We start from the raw sequence: 18,876 nt of genomic DNA on the forward strand, positions 1-18,876 counted from the left end.
TCTACTGAGATGATGATGGTATTACTACTAACATTCAATGGGACGGTATTGTTGGTGATTGGGTCATCATTCGCAGTAATGGCAATGATATTACCATTGTCGTTAGAGGTCGGATTTAACTCGATTTGTGCTACATCGCTATCCACGATTGTGGTGTATTGCATTGTTTGGCTATTGAAGCTGGGGTCAAGTTTTAAATTGGGACCAGGTTGCCCAGTAGATAGAGTCAGAGCAGTTAAGTACGGCATTTGTCGGGTGACTATTATCGTATAGCGTGCAGTGGCTCTGCCATCTGGTGTGGTTACTGAGATGATAATGGTATTACTACTAACATTCAATGGGACGATATTATTGATGATTGGGTTATCATTCGCAGTAATGGCAATGATATTACCATTGCCGTTAGAGGTCGGATTTAACTCGATTTGTGTTACATCGCTACCCACGGTTGTGGTGTATTGCATTGTTTGGCTACTGAAGCTGGGGTCAAGTTTTAAATTGGGACCAGGTTGCCCAGTAGATAGAGTCAGAGCGGTCAAGTACGGCATTTGCCGGGTGACTATGATCGTATAGCGTGCAGTATCTCTGCCATCTGGTGTTGCTACTGAGATAATAATAGTGTTATTACCGACATTCAATGGGGCGATATTATTGATGATTGGGTTACCGTTAGTAGTCATAGTAATGCGATTGCCACTGGCGTTAGAGGTCAGATTTAATCTAATTTGTGTTACATCGCTATCTACGATTGTGTTGTATTGCATTGTTTGGCTACTGAAGCTTGGGTCAAGTTTTAAATTGGGACCAGGTTGCCCAGTCGATAGGGTCAGAGCGGTTAAATATGGCAGTTGTCGTCGAGTCACTGTTAGCGTATAGCGTGCAGTGGCTCTGTCATCTGGTGTGGTTACTGAGATGATGATGGTATTACTACTAATATTCAATGGGACGGTATTATTGATGATCGGGTTATCATTCGCAGTAATAGCAATGATATTACCATTGCCGTTAGAGGTCGGATTTAACTCGATCTGTGTTATATCGCTATTCACGACTGTGGTGTATTGCATTGTTTGGCTACTAAAGCTTGGATTAAGTTGTCCGCTGGATAGAGTCAGAGCGGTCAAATACGGCATTTGTCGGGTGACTGTTAGCCTATAGCGTGCAGTGGCTCTGCCATCTGGTGTTGCTACTGAGATGATGATAGTGTTATTACCGACATTCAATGGGACGGTATTATTGGTGATTGGGTTACCGTTAGCAGTCGTAGTAATGCGATTGCCACTGGCGTTAGAGATCGGAGTTAGCCTAATTTGTGCTACATCGCTATCCACGATTGTCGTGTATTGCATTGTTTGGCTACTGAAGCTGGGGTCAAGCTTTAAGTTGGGACCAGGCTGCCCAGTTGATAAGGTCAGAGCGGTTAAGTATGGCGGTTGCCGGCGGGTTACTATTATCGTATAGCTTGCAGTGGCTTTGCCATCAGCTGATGTAACGACTATGTTGATAGTATTATCACCTACATTGAGCGGCACTCCAGCACCGCCACCACCGGATACAGCTGTACCGTTGATGGTAATCCTCTGTCCGCTATAGTTGGGCATCGGTGTGACATTAAGGATGTCTGTATCGCTATCAACGGTTGCTGTATATTGTTTGACTGTGCTATCAAAGGATGGGGTGAGTGGTCCTGGCGATATGGATAGATTTTGTAAAACAACACTGGAGGGAGATGTTCTCTGCGCTTGAATAATATAAGATATGTCACAAGGAACATCAGGAATATTGGAGAAATCTCTGAAGCGAACATTTCCGACACCGACTATTGTGGCTTGTTCATCGGAACTTAAAATGACTGTGATAGTATCGGTTGCAGCGATTCTGATTAGCTCTCCATCTATCATTTGAGTAAATGAGTCCATGTAGCGAAGTGTATAGTGGTTGGGTGGCTGTGAGCTCTGTGGGCTAGCTTCCTGATAAATAATGGTCTGATCATCGTTATCCATTAAACTGAATCGCCCAGATGGTGTCCGCACCATATCGTATTCGCTATCTATAAATTTGATATCATCAATATTGAGCCCTAAGCATTGTACATATACATTCTCATATCTAGCGTGCCAGCTACCTACAGGTTCAAAACTTTGTTCGGATAGCCGTATGATTTTTATAGTATAAGTTTCCGTTCTGCCATTATCTCCAGTGCTCACTGTTACTGTAGCCGTTTGAACGGTCTCTGCAGTTAAGTGAATCGCAACATTCGTCGTCACTGATCTACCGTTGACAGTGATTTTTTGGCGATCATTAATAGTTTGTAAATTAACCTCAAGTTGTGTTGTGTCACTGGCAACGGTTGCAACATAAGCAGTTATTGTGCTATTGAAACTTGGATATAGCTCTCCTACTGACAGAGAAAGTTTAGCCAACCTTGGAGGTGTATTGTCGTAAAATGGCCGTCTTGAGTCATCACAAGTAGAAGTATCATTAGGATAATAGCTACTCCCATCTGTCAATGCACATTGAACGCGCCCATCTTCATAAATTTTATCAAAGCGAGAAATAGCACCTTCGCATGAACTTAAATTTAGGTTGCTAGAGAGTACGCCGCGTACAAAGTATCTAGGTCCCCAAAAAGAAGCACCTGATGCACCTCCTGCTATGCCACCGCGAAGAGCCTTTATGCTGTAATGGGTACATCCATAACCACGACAATTCTCAAGGCGAACAATACCTCCACGGGCAGAGGTTATAATATCTAGTGCATATCGAAACCCAGTCACTTCAGCTTGTGCATAGTTTTGACGGTTAGAGTTTCCGTGATGTAGTGTCTCTAGAGTAGAACCGACGCTCAAGCTATCAGGGTTGTAGCCCAACAAGAAAGGACTATTTGTCTGAGACGATGGACGGCCGTCGGCGCGTTGAATAGAGTTTCTGTTAACCCAAAGCAATGCCCAATCACCTCTGCCATTTCCGGCGATGAATCTAACATCATTGCCGACGAGTTTGTCATCAGCGGTTGCACAAACGGATTGACTAGTTCTGACTTGTGCATTGATAACGCTGCCTTTGCGCATTTCCTGTGAACTACCGGGATGAACGCAATGTAACGCAGTTAATAGATAGTATCCGGAATTACCCGAACTATTTAGAAAACCACCTGTACATGAAAATGCGTCCCCACTGGGTGCTGTATATATTATCTGGCTAATAGCACGGTATGCCCCTATATCGTCGGCGATGCATTCATCATTGCGAACTGGACAGCTAGGTTGCTGAGCTTGACTTTCTGATGAAAAGCCTCTGAGTGCAGGGAAATCGTCGTTGCCTTTTCTAAAATAATGATTGATTTTTTTAATGATAAACGGGAAAGTATTGGGTTGTAAGCTACTATCCTCAGCCGCCCATACTTCAATAACGATGGCATTCCCTGGAACGCTGGTCGACCAAAATTCTTCCTTATTCTGACTACGGATATCGGGATATTCACCGATATGGCTGGTTACCGCGTTTTGACCAGAATAGACTTTAACTTTCAACTGAGATGTTAGGGTGGCTTCAGAGAATAATACCTGCATGCCGACCGCAGCAGGAGATTTGATATGCAGATGCCAGATATTAAAGTTCTCTTTAGTGCCCAACAATTTCCAGTTTGAGTGATTGACCGAAATATCTCGTTGTATAGTCAGGTAAGTACGATCTTTTTGTGCGATTAAATCGACGATTTCTAGCTGCTCCTGATAGCTGAGTTCGGGTAGGACGATGGTTGCATCGTCTGGGTAGAGATACATCATCTCGCGAGCACTTTGTATCGTTTTAGGTTCAAAAGTAGCACTGGGTTGCGCCGGCATATAAGCCTCTGCAGCACTGAATATAAGAAAAATAGCTATCGCTACTGATAATTTTCTAATCATGAGTTGCTGCTGAATAAATATAGGGGGTTACTTTCTCTCTATTCATTATAAGTCTAGCCGCTCAAAAGATGCCAGGCGATTGATACAAACACACAGGGATGATGTTCCTTTTTTATCTCTCAGCTAGGTATTATATTCACAGGTGCCCGACTTCAGACTGACTTACGCATTAGTTTTTTCTGGTGTCGGTGATACAGCGGAAAATCTTTCTTTTTAATGTTCTTATCTCAGTGGACCTTCAAGGAATACTCGGGTGCGCACTAAGATACCGAAATTCACCTTGAGTATATATTGTTCCATTGCACTGGGATCTCTATCTACGACATCTATATAAATTGTGTTGATACTATCTGTCAGCGTGATTGGGAGAGCTTCACCACTGGCGATAGGTTGATTATTGATGCTAGAACCGCTTTGCGGTGTATAGCGAACGGCAATTGTGCGTCCGGCATCGGCGGTCGGTGTTACAAGAATGTTGTTTAGCGTGTGATCTACACTGATAAAATAGTTTAAGTTTGTAGGGTTAAAGTCTGGTTTTAGGGTTAATTGTTGGGTAGTGGTTGGGGTCTGTGCGGCAACGATGAGATCGCTTAAGGTAGCAGTGCTTAGGCGCCTGATTGTTAAACGGTAGTTTTGCATACCAGTGTCGTCTGCAGTTGCTACTGTGATGGTAGTTGGATTATCTCCCACCTCGAGTCTAACCGCAGTGTTAGTGTTCTGTTCATTAATAGTAATGGTATGCAAATCGCTATCCGCAGTGATCATTACATTCACTTCTCTCACACCATTACCCACAGTTGCCCGGTAATTTAGTGTAGCATCTTGACATTGTTGCCCAGCAAAATGAGGCATGATAGTTCCTACTGATAGCGACAAGGCGGTTAAACAGGGTTTTTGGCGGGTCACTGTTATCGTATAGCTTGTAATAGCTTGACCATCTGGTGTGGCTACTGAGAGGGTGATGATATTATTACCAACATTCAATGGGACGGTATTGTTGGTGATTGGATTATCATTCGCAGTAATAGCAATGGTATTGCGATTGCCGTTAGAGGTCGGATTTAACCTAATTTGTGCTACATCGCTATCTACGATTGCGGTGTATTGCATTGTTCGGCTATTAAAATTCGGATTAACTTGCCCAGTAGATAGAGTCAGAGCAGTTAAGTACGGCATTTGTCGGGTGACCGTTATCGTATAGCTTGCAGTGGCTCTGCCATCGGCTGATGTGACGACTATGTTGATAGTATTATCGCCTACATTGAGTGGTACTCTCGCACCACTACCACTGGATGCGGCTGTACCATTAATGATAATCTCCTGTCCGTCATGGTTGGCTACCGGTGTGACTATAAAGGTTCCTATATCGCTATCAACAGTCGCTGTATATTGTTTTATTGTGCTATCAAAGGATGGTGTGAGTTGTAAGGATGGTGTGGGTTGTTCTGTCGACAAGGATAGATCTTTTAAAGCAATGCTGGAGCGAGGCCTCTGCACTTGAATGATATAAGATGTATTACAGGTGAAATCAGGAAGATCTGTGGCGCGAGCGTTTCCGAAACCGACTACTGTGGCTTGTTCATCGGAATTTAAAATGACTGTTATAGTATCGGTTTCTGTGAATCCGAATTCGGTAGATGAATCTGTGTAGCGAAATGTATAGCGATTGGGTGGTTGTCGACGAGTTTCGTTATAAATAATAGAGGAATCACTGTTATTAATTAAATTGAATCGCCCAGATGATGTCTGCACAATATCATATTCGCTACCTACAGGGCCAAAAAGATCGTCAGCGGTCAACCCTAAGCATTGTATATCTACATGCTCATATGCAATAATTTGCCAAGTACCTACGGGTTCAAAACTTTGTTCAGATAGTCGTATGATTTTTATGGTATAAGTATGCTTTTCGCTATCGTCCGCAGTACGCACCGTTATTGTAATCATTTGAACTGCTTCTGAAGATAAGCGAATCATAGCATTCGCCGCCACTGCTCTACCGTTGACAGTAATTTTTTGGCGATCAGCAGCAGCTCGTAAATTAAGCTCAAGTTGGGTTGTGTCCCCGTCAACGGTTGCAACATAAGCAGTTATTGCGCTATTAAAATTCGGATATAAATCTCCTGCCGACAGAGAAAGTTGAGCTAATCTTGGAGATATTCTAGCTAATCTTGGCGTATCGTAAAGCGGCCGACTTGAGTCATCACAACTAGAAGTATTGTCAGGATAATAGAGATTTCCATCTGTTAATGCACATTGAACGCGGCCGTCTTCATAAATTTTATCAAAGCGAGAAATAGAACCTTCGCATGCATTTTCACTAGCAGTACTAAGCACACCGCGTACCAAGTATCTAGGTCCCCAAAAGGAAGCACCTGATGCACCTTCCGCTAAGCCACCGCGAAGAGCATTTATGCTGTAATGCGTACATACATCACTACGACAATTCAGAAAAAGAACATTACCTTCAGAGTTAGATGTGATACTATTGACTGCATATCGGCGTCCGGTCACTTCAGCTTGTGCATAGTTTTGACGGTTAGAGTTTCCGTGATGTAGTGTCTCTAGAGTAGAACCGACGCTCAAGCTATCAGAGTTGTAGCCCAACAAGACAGGACTATTTGTTCGAGACGGTAGACGACGACCATCAGCGCGTTGCACAGAGTTGCTGTTAACCCAAAGCAATGCCCAATCACCTCTGTCATTTCCGGCGATGAATCTAACATCATTTCCTACGAGTTTGTCATCATCAGTTGCACAAACGGATTGACTGGTTATGACTTGTGCATTGATAATGCTACCTTTGCGCATTTCCTGTGAACTACCGGGATAAATGCAATGGAACGCGGTTAATAGATAGAGTTCGGAACTACCCGAACTATTTAGAAAACTACCTGTACATGAAAATGTCCGTCCATTGGGTTCTGTATATTCTATAAAGCTAATAGCACGATATGCTCCTATATCGTCGGGGATGCATTCATTATTCTGAACTGAACAGCTAGGTTGCTGAGCTTGGCTTTCTAATGAAAAGTCTCTGAGTGCAGGTAAATCGTCGCTCCTTTTTCTAAAATAATGATTGATTTTTTTAATGATAAACGGGAAAGTGCTAGGTTGTAAGCTACTATCCTGCGCCACCCATACTTCAATAACGATGGTATTTCCTGGGACGCTGGTCGACCAAAATTCTTCTTTATTTTGACTACGGATATCGGGATATTCACCAATATGGCTGGTTACCGCGTTTTGACCAGAATAGACTTTGACTTTGAACTGAGATGTTAGAGTGGCTTCAGAGAATAATACCTGCATGCCGACCGCAGCGGGAGATTTGATATGTAGATGCCAGATATTAAAGTTCTCTTTAGTGCCTAGCAATTTCCAGTTTGAGTTATTGACCGAAATATCTCGTTGTATAGTCAGGTAAGTGCGATCTTTTTGTGTGATTAAATCGAAGATTTCTAGCTGCTCCTGATAGCTGAGTTCAGGTAAAACGATGGATGCATCGTCTGGATAGAGATACATCATCTCGCGGGCATTTTGTATAGTTTTAGGTTCAAAAGTAGCACTGGGTTGTGCAGGCATATAAGCCTCTGAAGCACTGAATATAAGAAAAATAGCTATCGCTGCCGATAATTTTCTAATCATGAATTGCTGCTGAATAAAAAATAGAGGGTTACTTTATTTATTCATTATAAACCTAGCCGCTCAAAAGGTGCCAGGCGATTGATACAAACACACAAGAATGGTGTTCTTGTTGATTTCCCAGTCAAGTATGACATTCACAGGTCGCCCGACTGCGGGCTGATTTATGCGCTTGTATCGTTAGGTATGATAACAGAGTTATGAAGGATTACAAACCGCTCCCTTAAACTAGAGAGTTCGGTTTTCTAGTATTCAACTATCCGATGGGCTTAAATAAGGTTTCAAATAGCGCCCAGTCCACGAATTGAGATTTTGCGCGACGGCTTCGGGGGTGCCGCAGGCAATAATCTGTCCGCCTTTGGCACCGCCTTCAGGTCCTAGATCTATCACCCAATCAGCGGTTTTAATGACATCCAAATTATGCTCTATGACAATAATGGTATTGCCTTCGTCGCGCAAGCGATAGAGTACTTTTAGCAGTTGCTCTATGTCGTAGAAGTGTAATCCGGTAGTTGGTTCATCTAATAAATATAAGGTTTTTCCTGTACTTCTCTTGGCAAGTTCACGCGATAGTTTAATACGCTGTGCTTCTCCGCCTGACAAAGTGGTCGAGTTCTGCCCAAGCCGGATGTAAGACAAACCTACATCAATTAGGGTTTGTAGTTTGTTGCGTATCGCTGGAATTGCATGAAAGAAAACAATTGCATCCTCTACGGTCATGTCCAACACTTGACTGATGTTTTTTTCTTTGTAGTGGATGTCTAGGGTTTCTCGGTTATATCGCAATCCTCTGCATACATCGCAACGCACATAGACATCAGGCAAAAAATGCATTTCTACTTTAACCACACCGTCGCCTTGGCAGGCCTCACATCGCCCACCTTTGACATTAAAACTAAAACGCCCAGGCAGATAGCCGCGGCTACGTGCTTCTGGAGTATTTGAAAATAGTTCTCGCACCGGCGTAAATAAACCAGTATAGGTTGCCGGGTTGGAGCGCGGCGTGCGCCCGATAGGGCTCTGATCGATATTGATAATTTTATCTATCTGCTCTAAACCAATGATTTCTCTGCACGGCGCCGGATGCATATTGCTACGATGTAGGGTATTGGCAACATGTTTGTACAAGGTTTCGTTGATGAGCGTAGATTTACCCGAACCCGATACACCAGTGATGCAGGTTAACAAGCCCAAAGGTATTTTCACATTGATGTTTTTGAGGTTATTACCAGAAGCTTTGTTGATTTTTAATATACGCTTGGCTTGCATAGGTGTGCGCTTGGGAACGGCGATAGTGCGTTCACCTGAAAGATAGCAACCGGTGAGTGATTTTGAATGATTGATGATTTGCTTAGGCGTACCGCAGGCAACTACAGTGCCACCGTGTTCACCAGCACCGGGACCCAAATCGAGTATGTAATCAGCTGATAGCATGGCATCTTTATCGTGTTCAACAACCAGCACACTGTTGCCTAGATCGCGCAGTTCGGTGAGGGTATTCAGCAGTCGCTTGTTGTCGCGTTGATGCAGACCGATCGATGGTTCATCCAGAATATACATGACTCCGACTAATTGTGAGCCGACTTGACTGGCTAACCTGATACGCTGTGCTTCTCCACCCGATAGGGTTTCAGCACTACGACTGAGCGATAAATAGTCGAGTCCAACATTGACGAGGAATTTTAAGCGGTGGCGTATCTCGATGAGGATTTTGTCAGCTATCTCGGCTTGCTTTGCATCCAGTTTTAATTGTTTGAAAAACTCAAGCACATCGGATATGGTCATAGCTGAGACTTCGGGCAGGCGAGTCTTCGCAATATAAACATGACGCGCCGACTCATTGAGTCTTTCGCCGTCGCACTGCGGGCAATTTTGCAATGAAAGTAATCCTCTTAGTTTTTCTTTGATAAATTCCGAGTCGGTCTGGTTATATCGCTCCGCCATGCCGCTGATAATGCCCTTGAAAGGATGGCGGCGACTGATATATTTACCAGTATGATCGCGGTAGCGAAATTCAATTATTTGTTTAGCATCGCCGTAGAGTATCGCTTGTCTCACTGCGTGTTTGATAGTGCCAAATTTCTGCTCAACATCAAAACCGTAATGCTTGGCTAATGATTTTATCGTCTCGATATAGTAGTCATTGCGTCGATCCCAGCCGCGTATTGCACCACCCAATAAACTAATATTCGGGTTGACTATTTTTTCTTCGTCAAAGTATTCAATAACACCTAAGCCATCGCATTCAGAACACGCACCGATCGGATTATTGAACGAGAATAAGCGTGGTTGCAGTTCACTCAATGTATAACCGCAATGCGGGCATGAAAAACTAGCGGAAAAAAGTAACTGTTGCTCAGGGTGTTCTAGCGGGAGGGCAATAGCTAAATCATTTGCCATATTGAGTGCGATTTCCAATGACTCGGCAATACGTTGTTGTGCGTTTTCTTTGACTTTCAGTCGGTCTACTACGACTTCTATGGTATGTTTTTTATGCAGCGCTAATTTGGGCTGTTGGTCTATTTCGTAGAGCTTGCCGTTGATGCGCACCCGCAGGAAACCTTGTAACTTTAGCTCCTTGAATAATTTATCGTAGACGCCTTTGCGCGCGCGTATCACCGGCGCTAAAATCAGTAGCGCAGTATTCTCTGGCATAGCCATGACACGATCGACCATTTGACTCACGGTTTCGCTATTCAGCGGGATATTGTGCTTAGGGCAATACGGTGTACCGACGCGCGCATAGAGCAATCGCAAGTAATCGTGTATTTCGGTTACCGTGCCCACCGTAGAACGCGGGTTATGCGATGTGCTTTTTTGATCAATAGAAATCGCTGGTGATAAACCCTCTATTTGATCGACATCAGGTTTTTCCATGCGTGTTAAGAATTGTCTGGCATAAGCAGATAGCGATTCGACATAGCGTCTTTGACCTTCTGCAAAAATAGTATCAAAAGCCAACGAGGATTTTCCAGAGCCAGAAAGGCCAGTGATGACAACGAGTTTATTCCTAGGTATTTTCAGATCTATGTTTTTTAGGTTATGCGTGCGAGCGCCTTTGATATGTATTATATTTTTCATTGATTCATTGCGGTCAAATTGCCGTTATAATATGCAAGCATCAAATAATCGTTGAACAATAAAGAACATCACACGGTACCTATGAATAGCATTGAGCGGCACACTGCGCTGAGTTTAGGAGGAGTTTATGCGATTCGCATGTTCGGTCTATTCCTAATTCTGCCAGTCTTTGCATTACACAGTCACGAGTTTAAATTTGCTACTTCTACCTTGACAGGAATTGCTCTGGGGATTTACGGTTTGACCCAAGCGTGTCTGCAAATTCCTATGGGCTTATTGTCCGATCGCATAGGTCGTAAGACGGTTATTATAGCGGGATTTATATTATTTTGTATAGGCAGTGTAATCGCAGCACTGGCAGAGACCATCTACGGTGTTATACTCGGGCGCGCACTGCAAGGTGCTGGTGCGGTTGCTTCTACCTTGATGGCACTGGCTGCTGATTTAAGCCGCCAAGAACAACTTTCGAGAATTAACATGATTATCGGTGGTGGTATCGTATTGGCTTTTGCATCAGCCCTGGTATTAGCACCTGTGTTGCATGCACAAATAGCTCTGTCGGGTATATTCTGGTTGTCTGCAATGCTGGGCGTATTGGCGATATCTATCGTTTTATACGGTGTTCCTAAGATTCCCGAAAATCGGAAAATATCGATATCAACACAATGGCAGCGCAACTGCATCAAGGCTGCGCTCAATGATAGAGAATTGCTACGCCTTTATCTAGGCGTATTCGCATTGCATGCGGCAATGGCAACAAATTTTCTGATTTTACCTGCGCTGATAGTCAAGCGATTGCATTTAGCGAGTGCTGATCATTGGATGTTTTATCTTTTTATATTGATAGTCTCAGTGGTATTAATATGGCCGATGCTTGTGTGGGGAGAGAAAAAGCAGCGCGTAAAAGAAATTTTTATCGCCGCGATTTTGTTACTGACGCTCAGCTACGCAAGTTGGTATGCTAGCGATGGTAGCATTACATTGATAATATCTGCATTATTATTTTTTACTGCGTTTAATTATCTAGAGGCCAATTTGCCCGCTTTAGTCAGCCGTAGATGCGATGCCGAGCACCGCGGCAGTTGTCTGGGTATGTTCTCTACTGCTCAATTTTTAGGGATATTTGCCGGCGCGAGCAGCGGTGGATTTTTACTTGAGTGGGGAGAGGTGAGTATAATAGTTCCGGGCTTATTACTGCTACTCATCTGGTTTTTTAGCGCATTCAGCATGAAAAAGGTTGTTTTGAGACGAGTATGAAATAAAAATTAAGGTTTTAGTTTATTTTTAATAGAGGAGAAATAATTATGTCAAGAGGAATTAATAAAGCAATTTTAATAGGCAACTTGGGACAGGATCCAGAAATTAGATATACCCCTAGCGGCTCTTCGGTTTGCAACCTGACACTCGCTACCAACGATAGCTGGAAAGATAAAGAAAGCGGCGAGCGCCACGAGCGAACCGAGTGGCACCGGCTCGTATTCTTCGGTCGCCTAGCGGAAATCGTCCAAGAGTATCTGCACAAAGGTTCACAGATTTATGTGGAAGGCAGAATACAGAGTAGAAAATGGCAAACGCAGGGTGGGGAAGAGCGAATGACGACGGAGATTATAGTCTCTGACATGCAGATATTAGGCTCGCGTAGCAGTACTGCAGAATACGATAGCGATAAAAATTTGCGCAACAGTCAACCGGCGAAGGCTGCGGATAAATCGACAGTAGAAGATACCGGCGATGCACACGCTTCTGAACATGCCAAGTTCAACGACGAGATACCTTTTTAAGGACAACAGAGTTACCTATATTCAGTAATGAAAGTTCTACAGGTAGGTAGGTTTTATCCTTTACCTATCGGTGGTGTTGAGCAGGTCATACGCAATATCTACGAGGGCTTAAACGCTATTGATGTAAGATGCGATGTGTTATCGTATAGCAACGCACTACGATCCTCGACACAGAGAACTTCGACCGGCACGATTTATAGGAGCGCAAGCATAGGATGTATCCGCTCGACTTGGTTGGCGCCGCTGTTGCCATGGCACCTCAAGCGCATCGCCGCCAATTACGATGTGATTCATGTACATCATCCAGATCCTATGTCTGCTGTGACATTATTTGCAGTCAGACCGAAGGCGAAGTTGGTCGTTCACTGGCATTGCGATATAGTTCGTCAAAAGATAGGGCGGGTTTTAATTACCCCACTGGTGCGTTGGTTGTTGAAGCGAGCGGACGCTATCGTCACCACGACCCCAGCTTATAAGAGAACTCGTTCTTTGCGCGATTGGTATGATAAAGTACACATTATTCCTGTAGGGATAGATGATAATTTCTCAGCGGCTGACCAGCAACGAGTGCAAGCAATCCGATCTGCGTATCCCGATCACTTTATCGTCTTGGCAATCGGGCGGTTGATATACTACAAAGGTTTTGAATATCTTATCAAAGCAGCACAGCATACTGATGATAAAGTCGTTATATTGATAGGAGGAGACGGCAAAGATAGGCGTAGATTGGAGCAGTTAATTATAAAACTTAAACTACAAGATAAGGTCAAATTACTCGGCTATATAGACCATCGTAATTTAGTGCATTATTACCGGGCATGCGATTTGTTTTGCCTCAGTTCGGTTGCCAAATCGGAAGCGTTCGGCATCGTGCAGCTAGAAGCGATGAAATACGCCAAGGCGATAGTTTCAACGGTCATACCTGGCTCCGGTGTAGATTGGGTAAACGCTGACCAAATCAGCGGCATTAGTGTCAAAGCAGGAGATGCAAAAGCGCTCGCGCAAGCGATCAATGTTTTACAACATCAGCCCGCGTTACGCAAGAGGATGGAACAGCGAGGTCGACTGCGTTTTGAAGATATGTTCACCCGTGAAAAAATGTGTAATAAATTAAAACAACTTTATGGTTCGTTATAACCGATGAATATCTTGATTACTGGTGGAGCCGGTTATGTCGGTAGTCATGTCGTACTACAACTGTCTGAACAAGCGCATTGCGTGGTCGTATGTGATGATTTATCTAACAGCTACAAAGAAGCAGTTATAGGTGCAGAGCTCTATCAGCAGAATATCGCTGATGCACAGATGGAAAATTTATTTAAGCAGTATCGTTTTGATGTGGTCATGCATTTTGCGGCATCAGTCAGTGTACTGGAATCGATGCACAATCCGTATCAATACTATATGAATAATACGGCAGCAACACTTAAATTGCTGCAACTTTGTAGTCATTACAAAATAAAGTATTTCATTTTATCGTCTACTGCTGCTGTATACGGCACTCCCGATAGCAAACTGATAGATGAAAACACACCGCTTGCGCCAGTGAATGCTTACGGTCATTCTAAATTGATGTGCGAGCGGCTGGTGATGGATATTTCATCACAAGCAGGATTTCGCTATGTTATTTTACGATATTTCAATGTTGCCGGAGCCGATCTGCAGTCTCGCATAGGTGAAAATAATCTGCAAAATACTCATTTAGTTAAAATCGCTTGCTTGACAGCAACGCAACGAGATGGACAAATGAATCTATACGGCACTGACTACGATACCGAAGACGGCACTTGCGTGCGAGATTACATACATGTATTAGATATTGCCGATGCGCATATAGCAGCGCAGAATTATTTATTGCAAGGCGGGGAATCGACAATCTTCAATTGCGGTTACGGGCATGGTTATAGCGTCAAGGAGATTTTGAATGCTGTAAAGCGTATTAGCTGTAATGATTTTAAGATTATAAACAGCGCACGCCGAGCAGGGGATCCGCCGGTATTAGTCGCAGATAACAATAAAATAAAGAAGATACTCAATTGGCAACCGCACTATGACAATATAGATATTATTATTGAAAGCGCACTGAATTGGGAGAGAAAACTACAGCAAACCGCTCACTCCCCCAAATAAGATTATAGATAATATTATCACAATGAATATTTATATCATTTATGCATTGGCTTTTATCACCACTTTGCTACTCACTTACATTTCCTATCGCATATTAATGGCAACGAATGTTATTGATATCCCAAATGATCGGAGTTTGCATCTGTTACCGCGTCCTCGCGGAGGCGGTATCGCCATTGTCATCACTTTTCTTTTAATCCTATTTATCAGCGACTTAGAAGATCAATTCAGTGCTAATTTCTCTTCAGCTTTAGTATACGGAGGGATAGGGATTGCACTGATTGGTTTTGCCGACGATCTGTATAGCTTACATCCGATTGTGCGTTTTAGTGCAACACTATGCATCGTCATATTTTCTGTTTTGAGCATCGGCATGCCGTCGATCTCGTTTATGGGATTTTCACTACAGCCGTCGCCGCTGTTATTTTTATTAGAAGTATTGGCAATACTGTGGGTGCTTAATTTATTTAATTTTATGGACGGTATAGATGCCATTGCATCGCTTGAGACGATTAGTGTTGCACTGATAGCTGCATTATTGCTAGTATTATTACCGCCGGTTTCAGCATCGGCATACTATCATCAGGAGGCTTTATTAATAATTGCTTTTTCTACAGCTGGTTTTTTGATATGGAATTGGCCGCCGGCTAAGCTATTTATGGGTGATGTGGGTAGTAGCTTTTTGGGTTTCACGCTGGCGCTGTTCGCCATACAGACCTCGATTGAGCAGATCTCAAATGTTTGGGTCTGGCTGATTCTAATGGGTGTATTTTTTATGGATGCTACAGTTACAATTATCAGACGGATATTGAATAGAGAGAAGTTTTACCAAGCCCACCGTCAGCATGCTTACCAGCGTCTTGTATTGTACATCCAAGCGCATAGCACATTGACATCCGAGATGGCGAGGGCTTATGCACATAAAGTCGTCTCTTTGATAGTCGTGGCTATTAATTTTTTGTGGTTGGCACCGTGGGCTTATATGGCAAAGCTACATTCTGAGCATGGCATGCTATTTGCATTGATTTCACTGACGCCTATACTGGTATTAATGATATTAGTACCGCGCCTATTGCCTATACAAAAGTCTGAAGCTCGACCACCGCTATGAAGCTGTTAAGTCAATTACTGGAATTATCCAGAATTTCTAAAAAGTTTATATTAGGCAGCTTAGATGTCGTGCTGAGTCTATTCTCCCTAGAACTTGCATTTTTAATGCGCTTAGAAGAATGGGTTAGGATAGATGACAAGTGGTTTCCGCTATTTGTATTAACGCCGTTGCTAACATTATTGATATTCTATCTAGCCGGCTTATATAGAATGGTTATCAGGCATGTGAGTCTAGATGCAGTGATACGCATTATCTTTGCAGTCGGTGCAGTATCCGCTTTAATATGGATTAGTAATTATTTCTTATTAAAAGTGCCGGGTTTGCCAAGGTCTATCATCGCAATTTTCGGTCTTGTTTTGTTGGGCTTGGTACTCAGTAGTCGCTTGGCTATGCACGCGCTTTTGCTACGAGAGTCACGAGTGCGCAAGCGGCAAATACCGATTGCTATATACGGTGCGAATAAAACCGGCATACAATTGGCTACGCTATGGAAAAGTATAGGCTCTGATTACAATCCAATATTTTTTATTGACGAAGCGCCAGAACAACAAACACAAGAAATGGTTGGTTTAAGGGTATATCCACTGTCCGGATTAGAAAAACAACTAGCCAAATATCACATTAAGGATATTTTTGTAGTATTGCAGACCGACGGGCTTAGTGATGAGGCTAGTGTGGCAATACTCAATAAACTGAGTTTGTATCCAGTCAAAGTGAGGTTGTTGCCAGCTACGATCGGTGATAGATTTAGCATGAAAGATACCAAAGTCGTGCAAATAGAGGATCTACTAAAACGCCGGCAAGTGGCACCCAATAAAATGCTTTTAGAGCGGGACATCACTGGTAATAATATCTTGGTCACTGGTGCTGGAGGTTCTATAGGCAGTCAGTTATGCGAGCAAATTATAAATCTGCAACCGCAAAAATTATTCGTCATCGAACAATCGGAATATGCATTATTTAGATTAGTCAATCGTTTGCAAAAGTTAGAAACATTCTCTAAAGCGAAGTTCGTGCCAATTTTAGAATCAGTTACCAACCGTCACTTTATCAATCATTTTTTTAGCCAAAACCGCATAGATATCATCTATCATGTTGCTGCTTACAAGCATGTGCCTATGGTCGAAGAAAATATAATCAGCGGTATATCTAATAATGTATTCGGTACGCAAATAGTTGCCGAAGCAGCGCTAAAGCATAAAGTCGGTTGTTTCGTATTGATTTCTACTGATAAAGCAGTGCAACCGACCAGTGTGATGGGGGCGAGTAAACGGCTGGCGGAAATGGTGATACAATCTCTTGCTGCAGACAATGATGCAACACGTCTATGCGTGGTTCGGTTTGGTAATGTAATGGGTACCTCAGGTTCGGTTATACCATTATTCCAAGAACACATTAATAAACGCGAAACTATTTATGTGACTGACGCGGATGCCGAACGATACTTTATGACCGTAGAAGAAGCGGCACAATTAATCATTCAAGCTGGCGCAATGGGCAGTAAAGGAGAGATATTTTTACTTGATATGGGAGAACCTATTAATATACTAGAGATTGCTAAAAAAATGATTCATCTCAGTGGATTAGAAGTTAAGCAAAACGGCAAAGGTGATATTAAAATCGCATATACAGGCTTACGACCAGGAGAAAAGCTAAAGGAAAAGTTGCATAGTGGTAGTAGCGATATTCATTCAACGACACATCCTAAAATCATGCAAACTGAAGAAGCGATAGAGGATTGGCAGCAATTATCCGCACAGCTACTGAGCTTAGCGACACAAATAGAGCGAAGAGATGCGGCGATGACAATCAGTCGATTAAAAGAGGTTGTATCATCGTATGAACCCAGTCATAATGGTGTCGGCAATGGCTAAGCAAAAGGTATATATCAAGACCCATGGGTGTCAGATGAACGAATACGATTCTGCTAAAATCCATGATTTATTGAATGAGACAGACGAATTCTGTAAAGTCGATAGCAGCGAAGAAGCTGATATTTTATTACTCAACACTTGCTCGGTACGGGAAAAAGCACAAGAGAAAGTCTTTTCCGAATTAGGCCGGTGGCGAGCAATCAAAGAAGCAAAGCCTAATACACTCATTGGTGTTGGTGGATGTGTCGCTAGCCAAGAAGGAGGGCAGTTAGTCGGTCGCGCCCCGCAAGTTGATATTGTATTCGGTCCACAAACTATACATCGCTTAGCCGATATGATAGAACAAGCCAAGCATAGCAAACAACCAGTAGTGGATATCAGCTTTCCAGAAATTGAGAAGTTTGATAAATTGGTGGCTCCGCATACCAATGGAGCGAGTGCTTTCGTCTCAATTATGGAAGGTTGCGATAAGTACTGTAGTTTTTGCGTAGTGCCTTATACTCGTGGCAAAGAAATCAGCCGTCCACTCAATGATATATTGGATGAGATAAAGTTATTGACTAAACAAGGGGTCAAGGAAGTTACGCTACTGGGGCAAAATGTTAACGGGTATTACTGGGAAGATGACGATCATTCGGTTAATTTTGCGCTGCTACTTTACTATGTTGCAGCACTTGATAATATACAACGCATACGCTATACGACATCGCATCCTATAGAATTCAACGATGCATTGATACAAGCTCACGCCGACATTCCCCAGCTGATGCCGCATTGTCATCTACCGGTGCAAAGTGGTTCCGACCGTATACTCGCAGCGATGAAACGCGGTTATACCGTTTTAGAATACAAAAGTATCATTCGTAAACTTAAAGTAGCTTGCCCTAATATCTCTATATCTTCTGATTTTATCGTTGGTTTTCCGGGAGAGGATAAAGGAGATTTTGAAAAAACTATGGAATTGATAGAATATGTAGGCTATGACCAATCGTACAGTTTTTTATATAGCGCACGCGCCGGCACACCTGCCGCATTGCTAGATGATCCGGTACCTACCGAAATTAAAAAAGCTCGTCTTAAAAGATTGCAAACGCGTATTGACGAAATGGCAACCGAGCTATCGCTGGCGATGGTAGGGAGTGAGCAAGACATTCTAGTGAACGGACATTCTAAAAAGAGCAACACGCAATTATGCGGTCGTACTGAAAATAATCGCGTGGTAAACTTTGACGGAGACAGCAAACTGATAGGTGGAATCCACCGAGTGAAAATAACTCGTGCGATGACCAACACACTGCGTGGGATATTGATAGAATAAAAAGCATTGGAACCACGCTTGATTAGGA

The 18,876-nt window shown here is 43.0% G+C and carries 10 protein-coding genes; 7 read left to right on the forward strand and 3 right to left on the reverse strand.

What is annotated here, in order from left to right; all coding sequences use genetic code 11:
• The 3 genes from GDA45_02645 to uvrA all read right to left on the reverse strand — a co-directional run.
• A partial coding sequence (locus GDA45_02645; protein ID MBC6413821.1) for a cadherin-like beta sandwich domain-containing protein occupies positions 1–3,908 on the reverse strand: 3,908 nt, incomplete at its 3' end.
• A gap of 222 nt (positions 3,909–4,130) precedes the next feature.
• Positions 4,131–7,556: a cadherin-like beta sandwich domain-containing protein gene (locus tag GDA45_02650; protein ID MBC6413822.1), complete on the reverse strand. Its 3,426-nt coding sequence runs from the start codon at positions 7,554–7,556 to the stop codon at positions 4,131–4,133.
• A gap of 249 nt (positions 7,557–7,805) precedes the next feature.
• Positions 7,806–10,634: an excinuclease ABC subunit UvrA gene (uvrA, locus tag GDA45_02655; protein MBC6413823.1), complete on the reverse strand. Its 2,829-nt coding sequence runs from the start codon at positions 10,632–10,634 to the stop codon at positions 7,806–7,808.
• Positions 10,635–10,685: 51 nt separating this feature from the next.
• Between uvrA and GDA45_02660 the strand changes: the two genes are divergently transcribed.
• The 7 genes from GDA45_02660 to miaB are packed head-to-tail and all read left to right on the forward strand — an operon-like array spanning position 10,686 to position 18,848.
• A complete protein-coding gene (locus tag GDA45_02660; protein MBC6413824.1) occupies positions 10,686–11,891 on the forward strand; it encodes an MFS transporter in 1,206 nt (401 codons plus the stop codon).
• Positions 11,892–11,935: 44 nt separating this feature from the next.
• The gene (ssb, locus tag GDA45_02665; GenBank protein MBC6413825.1) at positions 11,936–12,415 is read left to right on the forward strand and encodes a single-stranded DNA-binding protein; all 480 of its coding nucleotides are present in this window, start codon (positions 11,936–11,938) and stop codon (positions 12,413–12,415) included.
• Between the two features lie 27 nt (positions 12,416–12,442).
• Positions 12,443–13,552 (forward strand): glycosyltransferase, encoded by a 1,110-nt coding sequence (locus tag GDA45_02670; GenBank protein MBC6413826.1) that lies wholly within the window; start codon positions 12,443–12,445, stop codon positions 13,550–13,552.
• Between the two features lie 3 nt (positions 13,553–13,555).
• Entirely contained in the window at positions 13,556–14,545 is a 990-nt protein-coding gene (gene galE, locus GDA45_02675; GenBank protein MBC6413827.1) for a UDP-glucose 4-epimerase GalE, read from the forward strand.
• Between the two features lie 22 nt (positions 14,546–14,567).
• Positions 14,568–15,656 carry a glycosyltransferase family 4 protein gene (locus GDA45_02680; protein ID MBC6413828.1) on the forward strand — a complete coding sequence of 363 codons (1,089 nt, stop codon included), beginning with the start codon at positions 14,568–14,570 and terminating at the stop codon, positions 15,654–15,656.
• Positions 15,653–17,530: a polysaccharide biosynthesis protein gene (locus GDA45_02685; protein MBC6413829.1), complete on the forward strand. Its 1,878-nt coding sequence runs from the start codon at positions 15,653–15,655 to the stop codon at positions 17,528–17,530. Before GDA45_02680 ends, GDA45_02685 begins: the two co-directional genes overlap by 4 nt.
• Positions 17,523–18,848: a tRNA (N6-isopentenyl adenosine(37)-C2)-methylthiotransferase MiaB gene (miaB, locus tag GDA45_02690; GenBank protein MBC6413830.1), complete on the forward strand. Its 1,326-nt coding sequence runs from the start codon at positions 17,523–17,525 to the stop codon at positions 18,846–18,848. The genes GDA45_02685 and miaB overlap by 8 nt, the downstream gene beginning before the upstream one ends.
• The last annotated feature ends 28 nt before the right edge of the window (positions 18,849–18,876 follow it).

The organism is Chromatiales bacterium (genome assembly GCA_014323925.1).
GTDB lineage: Bacteria > Pseudomonadota > Gammaproteobacteria > Poriferisulfidales > Oxydemutatoraceae > SP5GCR1.

Excerpts from the sequence above, each read along its gene's own strand:
- GDA45_02670 (MBC6413826.1), top strand. The coding sequence starts at position 12,443 with ATGAAAGTTCTACAGGTAGGTAGGTTTTATCCTTTACCTATCGGTGGT.
- GDA45_02685 (MBC6413829.1), top strand. The coding sequence starts at position 15,653 with ATGAAGCTGTTAAGTCAATTACTGGAATTATCCAGAATTTCTAAAAAG.
- miaB (MBC6413830.1), top strand. The coding sequence starts at position 17,523 with ATGGCTAAGCAAAAGGTATATATCAAGACCCATGGGTGTCAGATGAAC.
- uvrA (MBC6413823.1), bottom strand. The coding sequence starts at position 10,634 with ATGAAAAATATAATACATATCAAAGGCGCTCGCACGCATAACCTAAAA.
- GDA45_02680 (MBC6413828.1), top strand. The coding sequence starts at position 14,568 with ATGAATATTTATATCATTTATGCATTGGCTTTTATCACCACTTTGCTA.
- galE (MBC6413827.1), top strand. The coding sequence starts at position 13,556 with ATGAATATCTTGATTACTGGTGGAGCCGGTTATGTCGGTAGTCATGTC.
- GDA45_02650 (MBC6413822.1), bottom strand. The coding sequence starts at position 7,556 with ATGATTAGAAAATTATCGGCAGCGATAGCTATTTTTCTTATATTCAGT.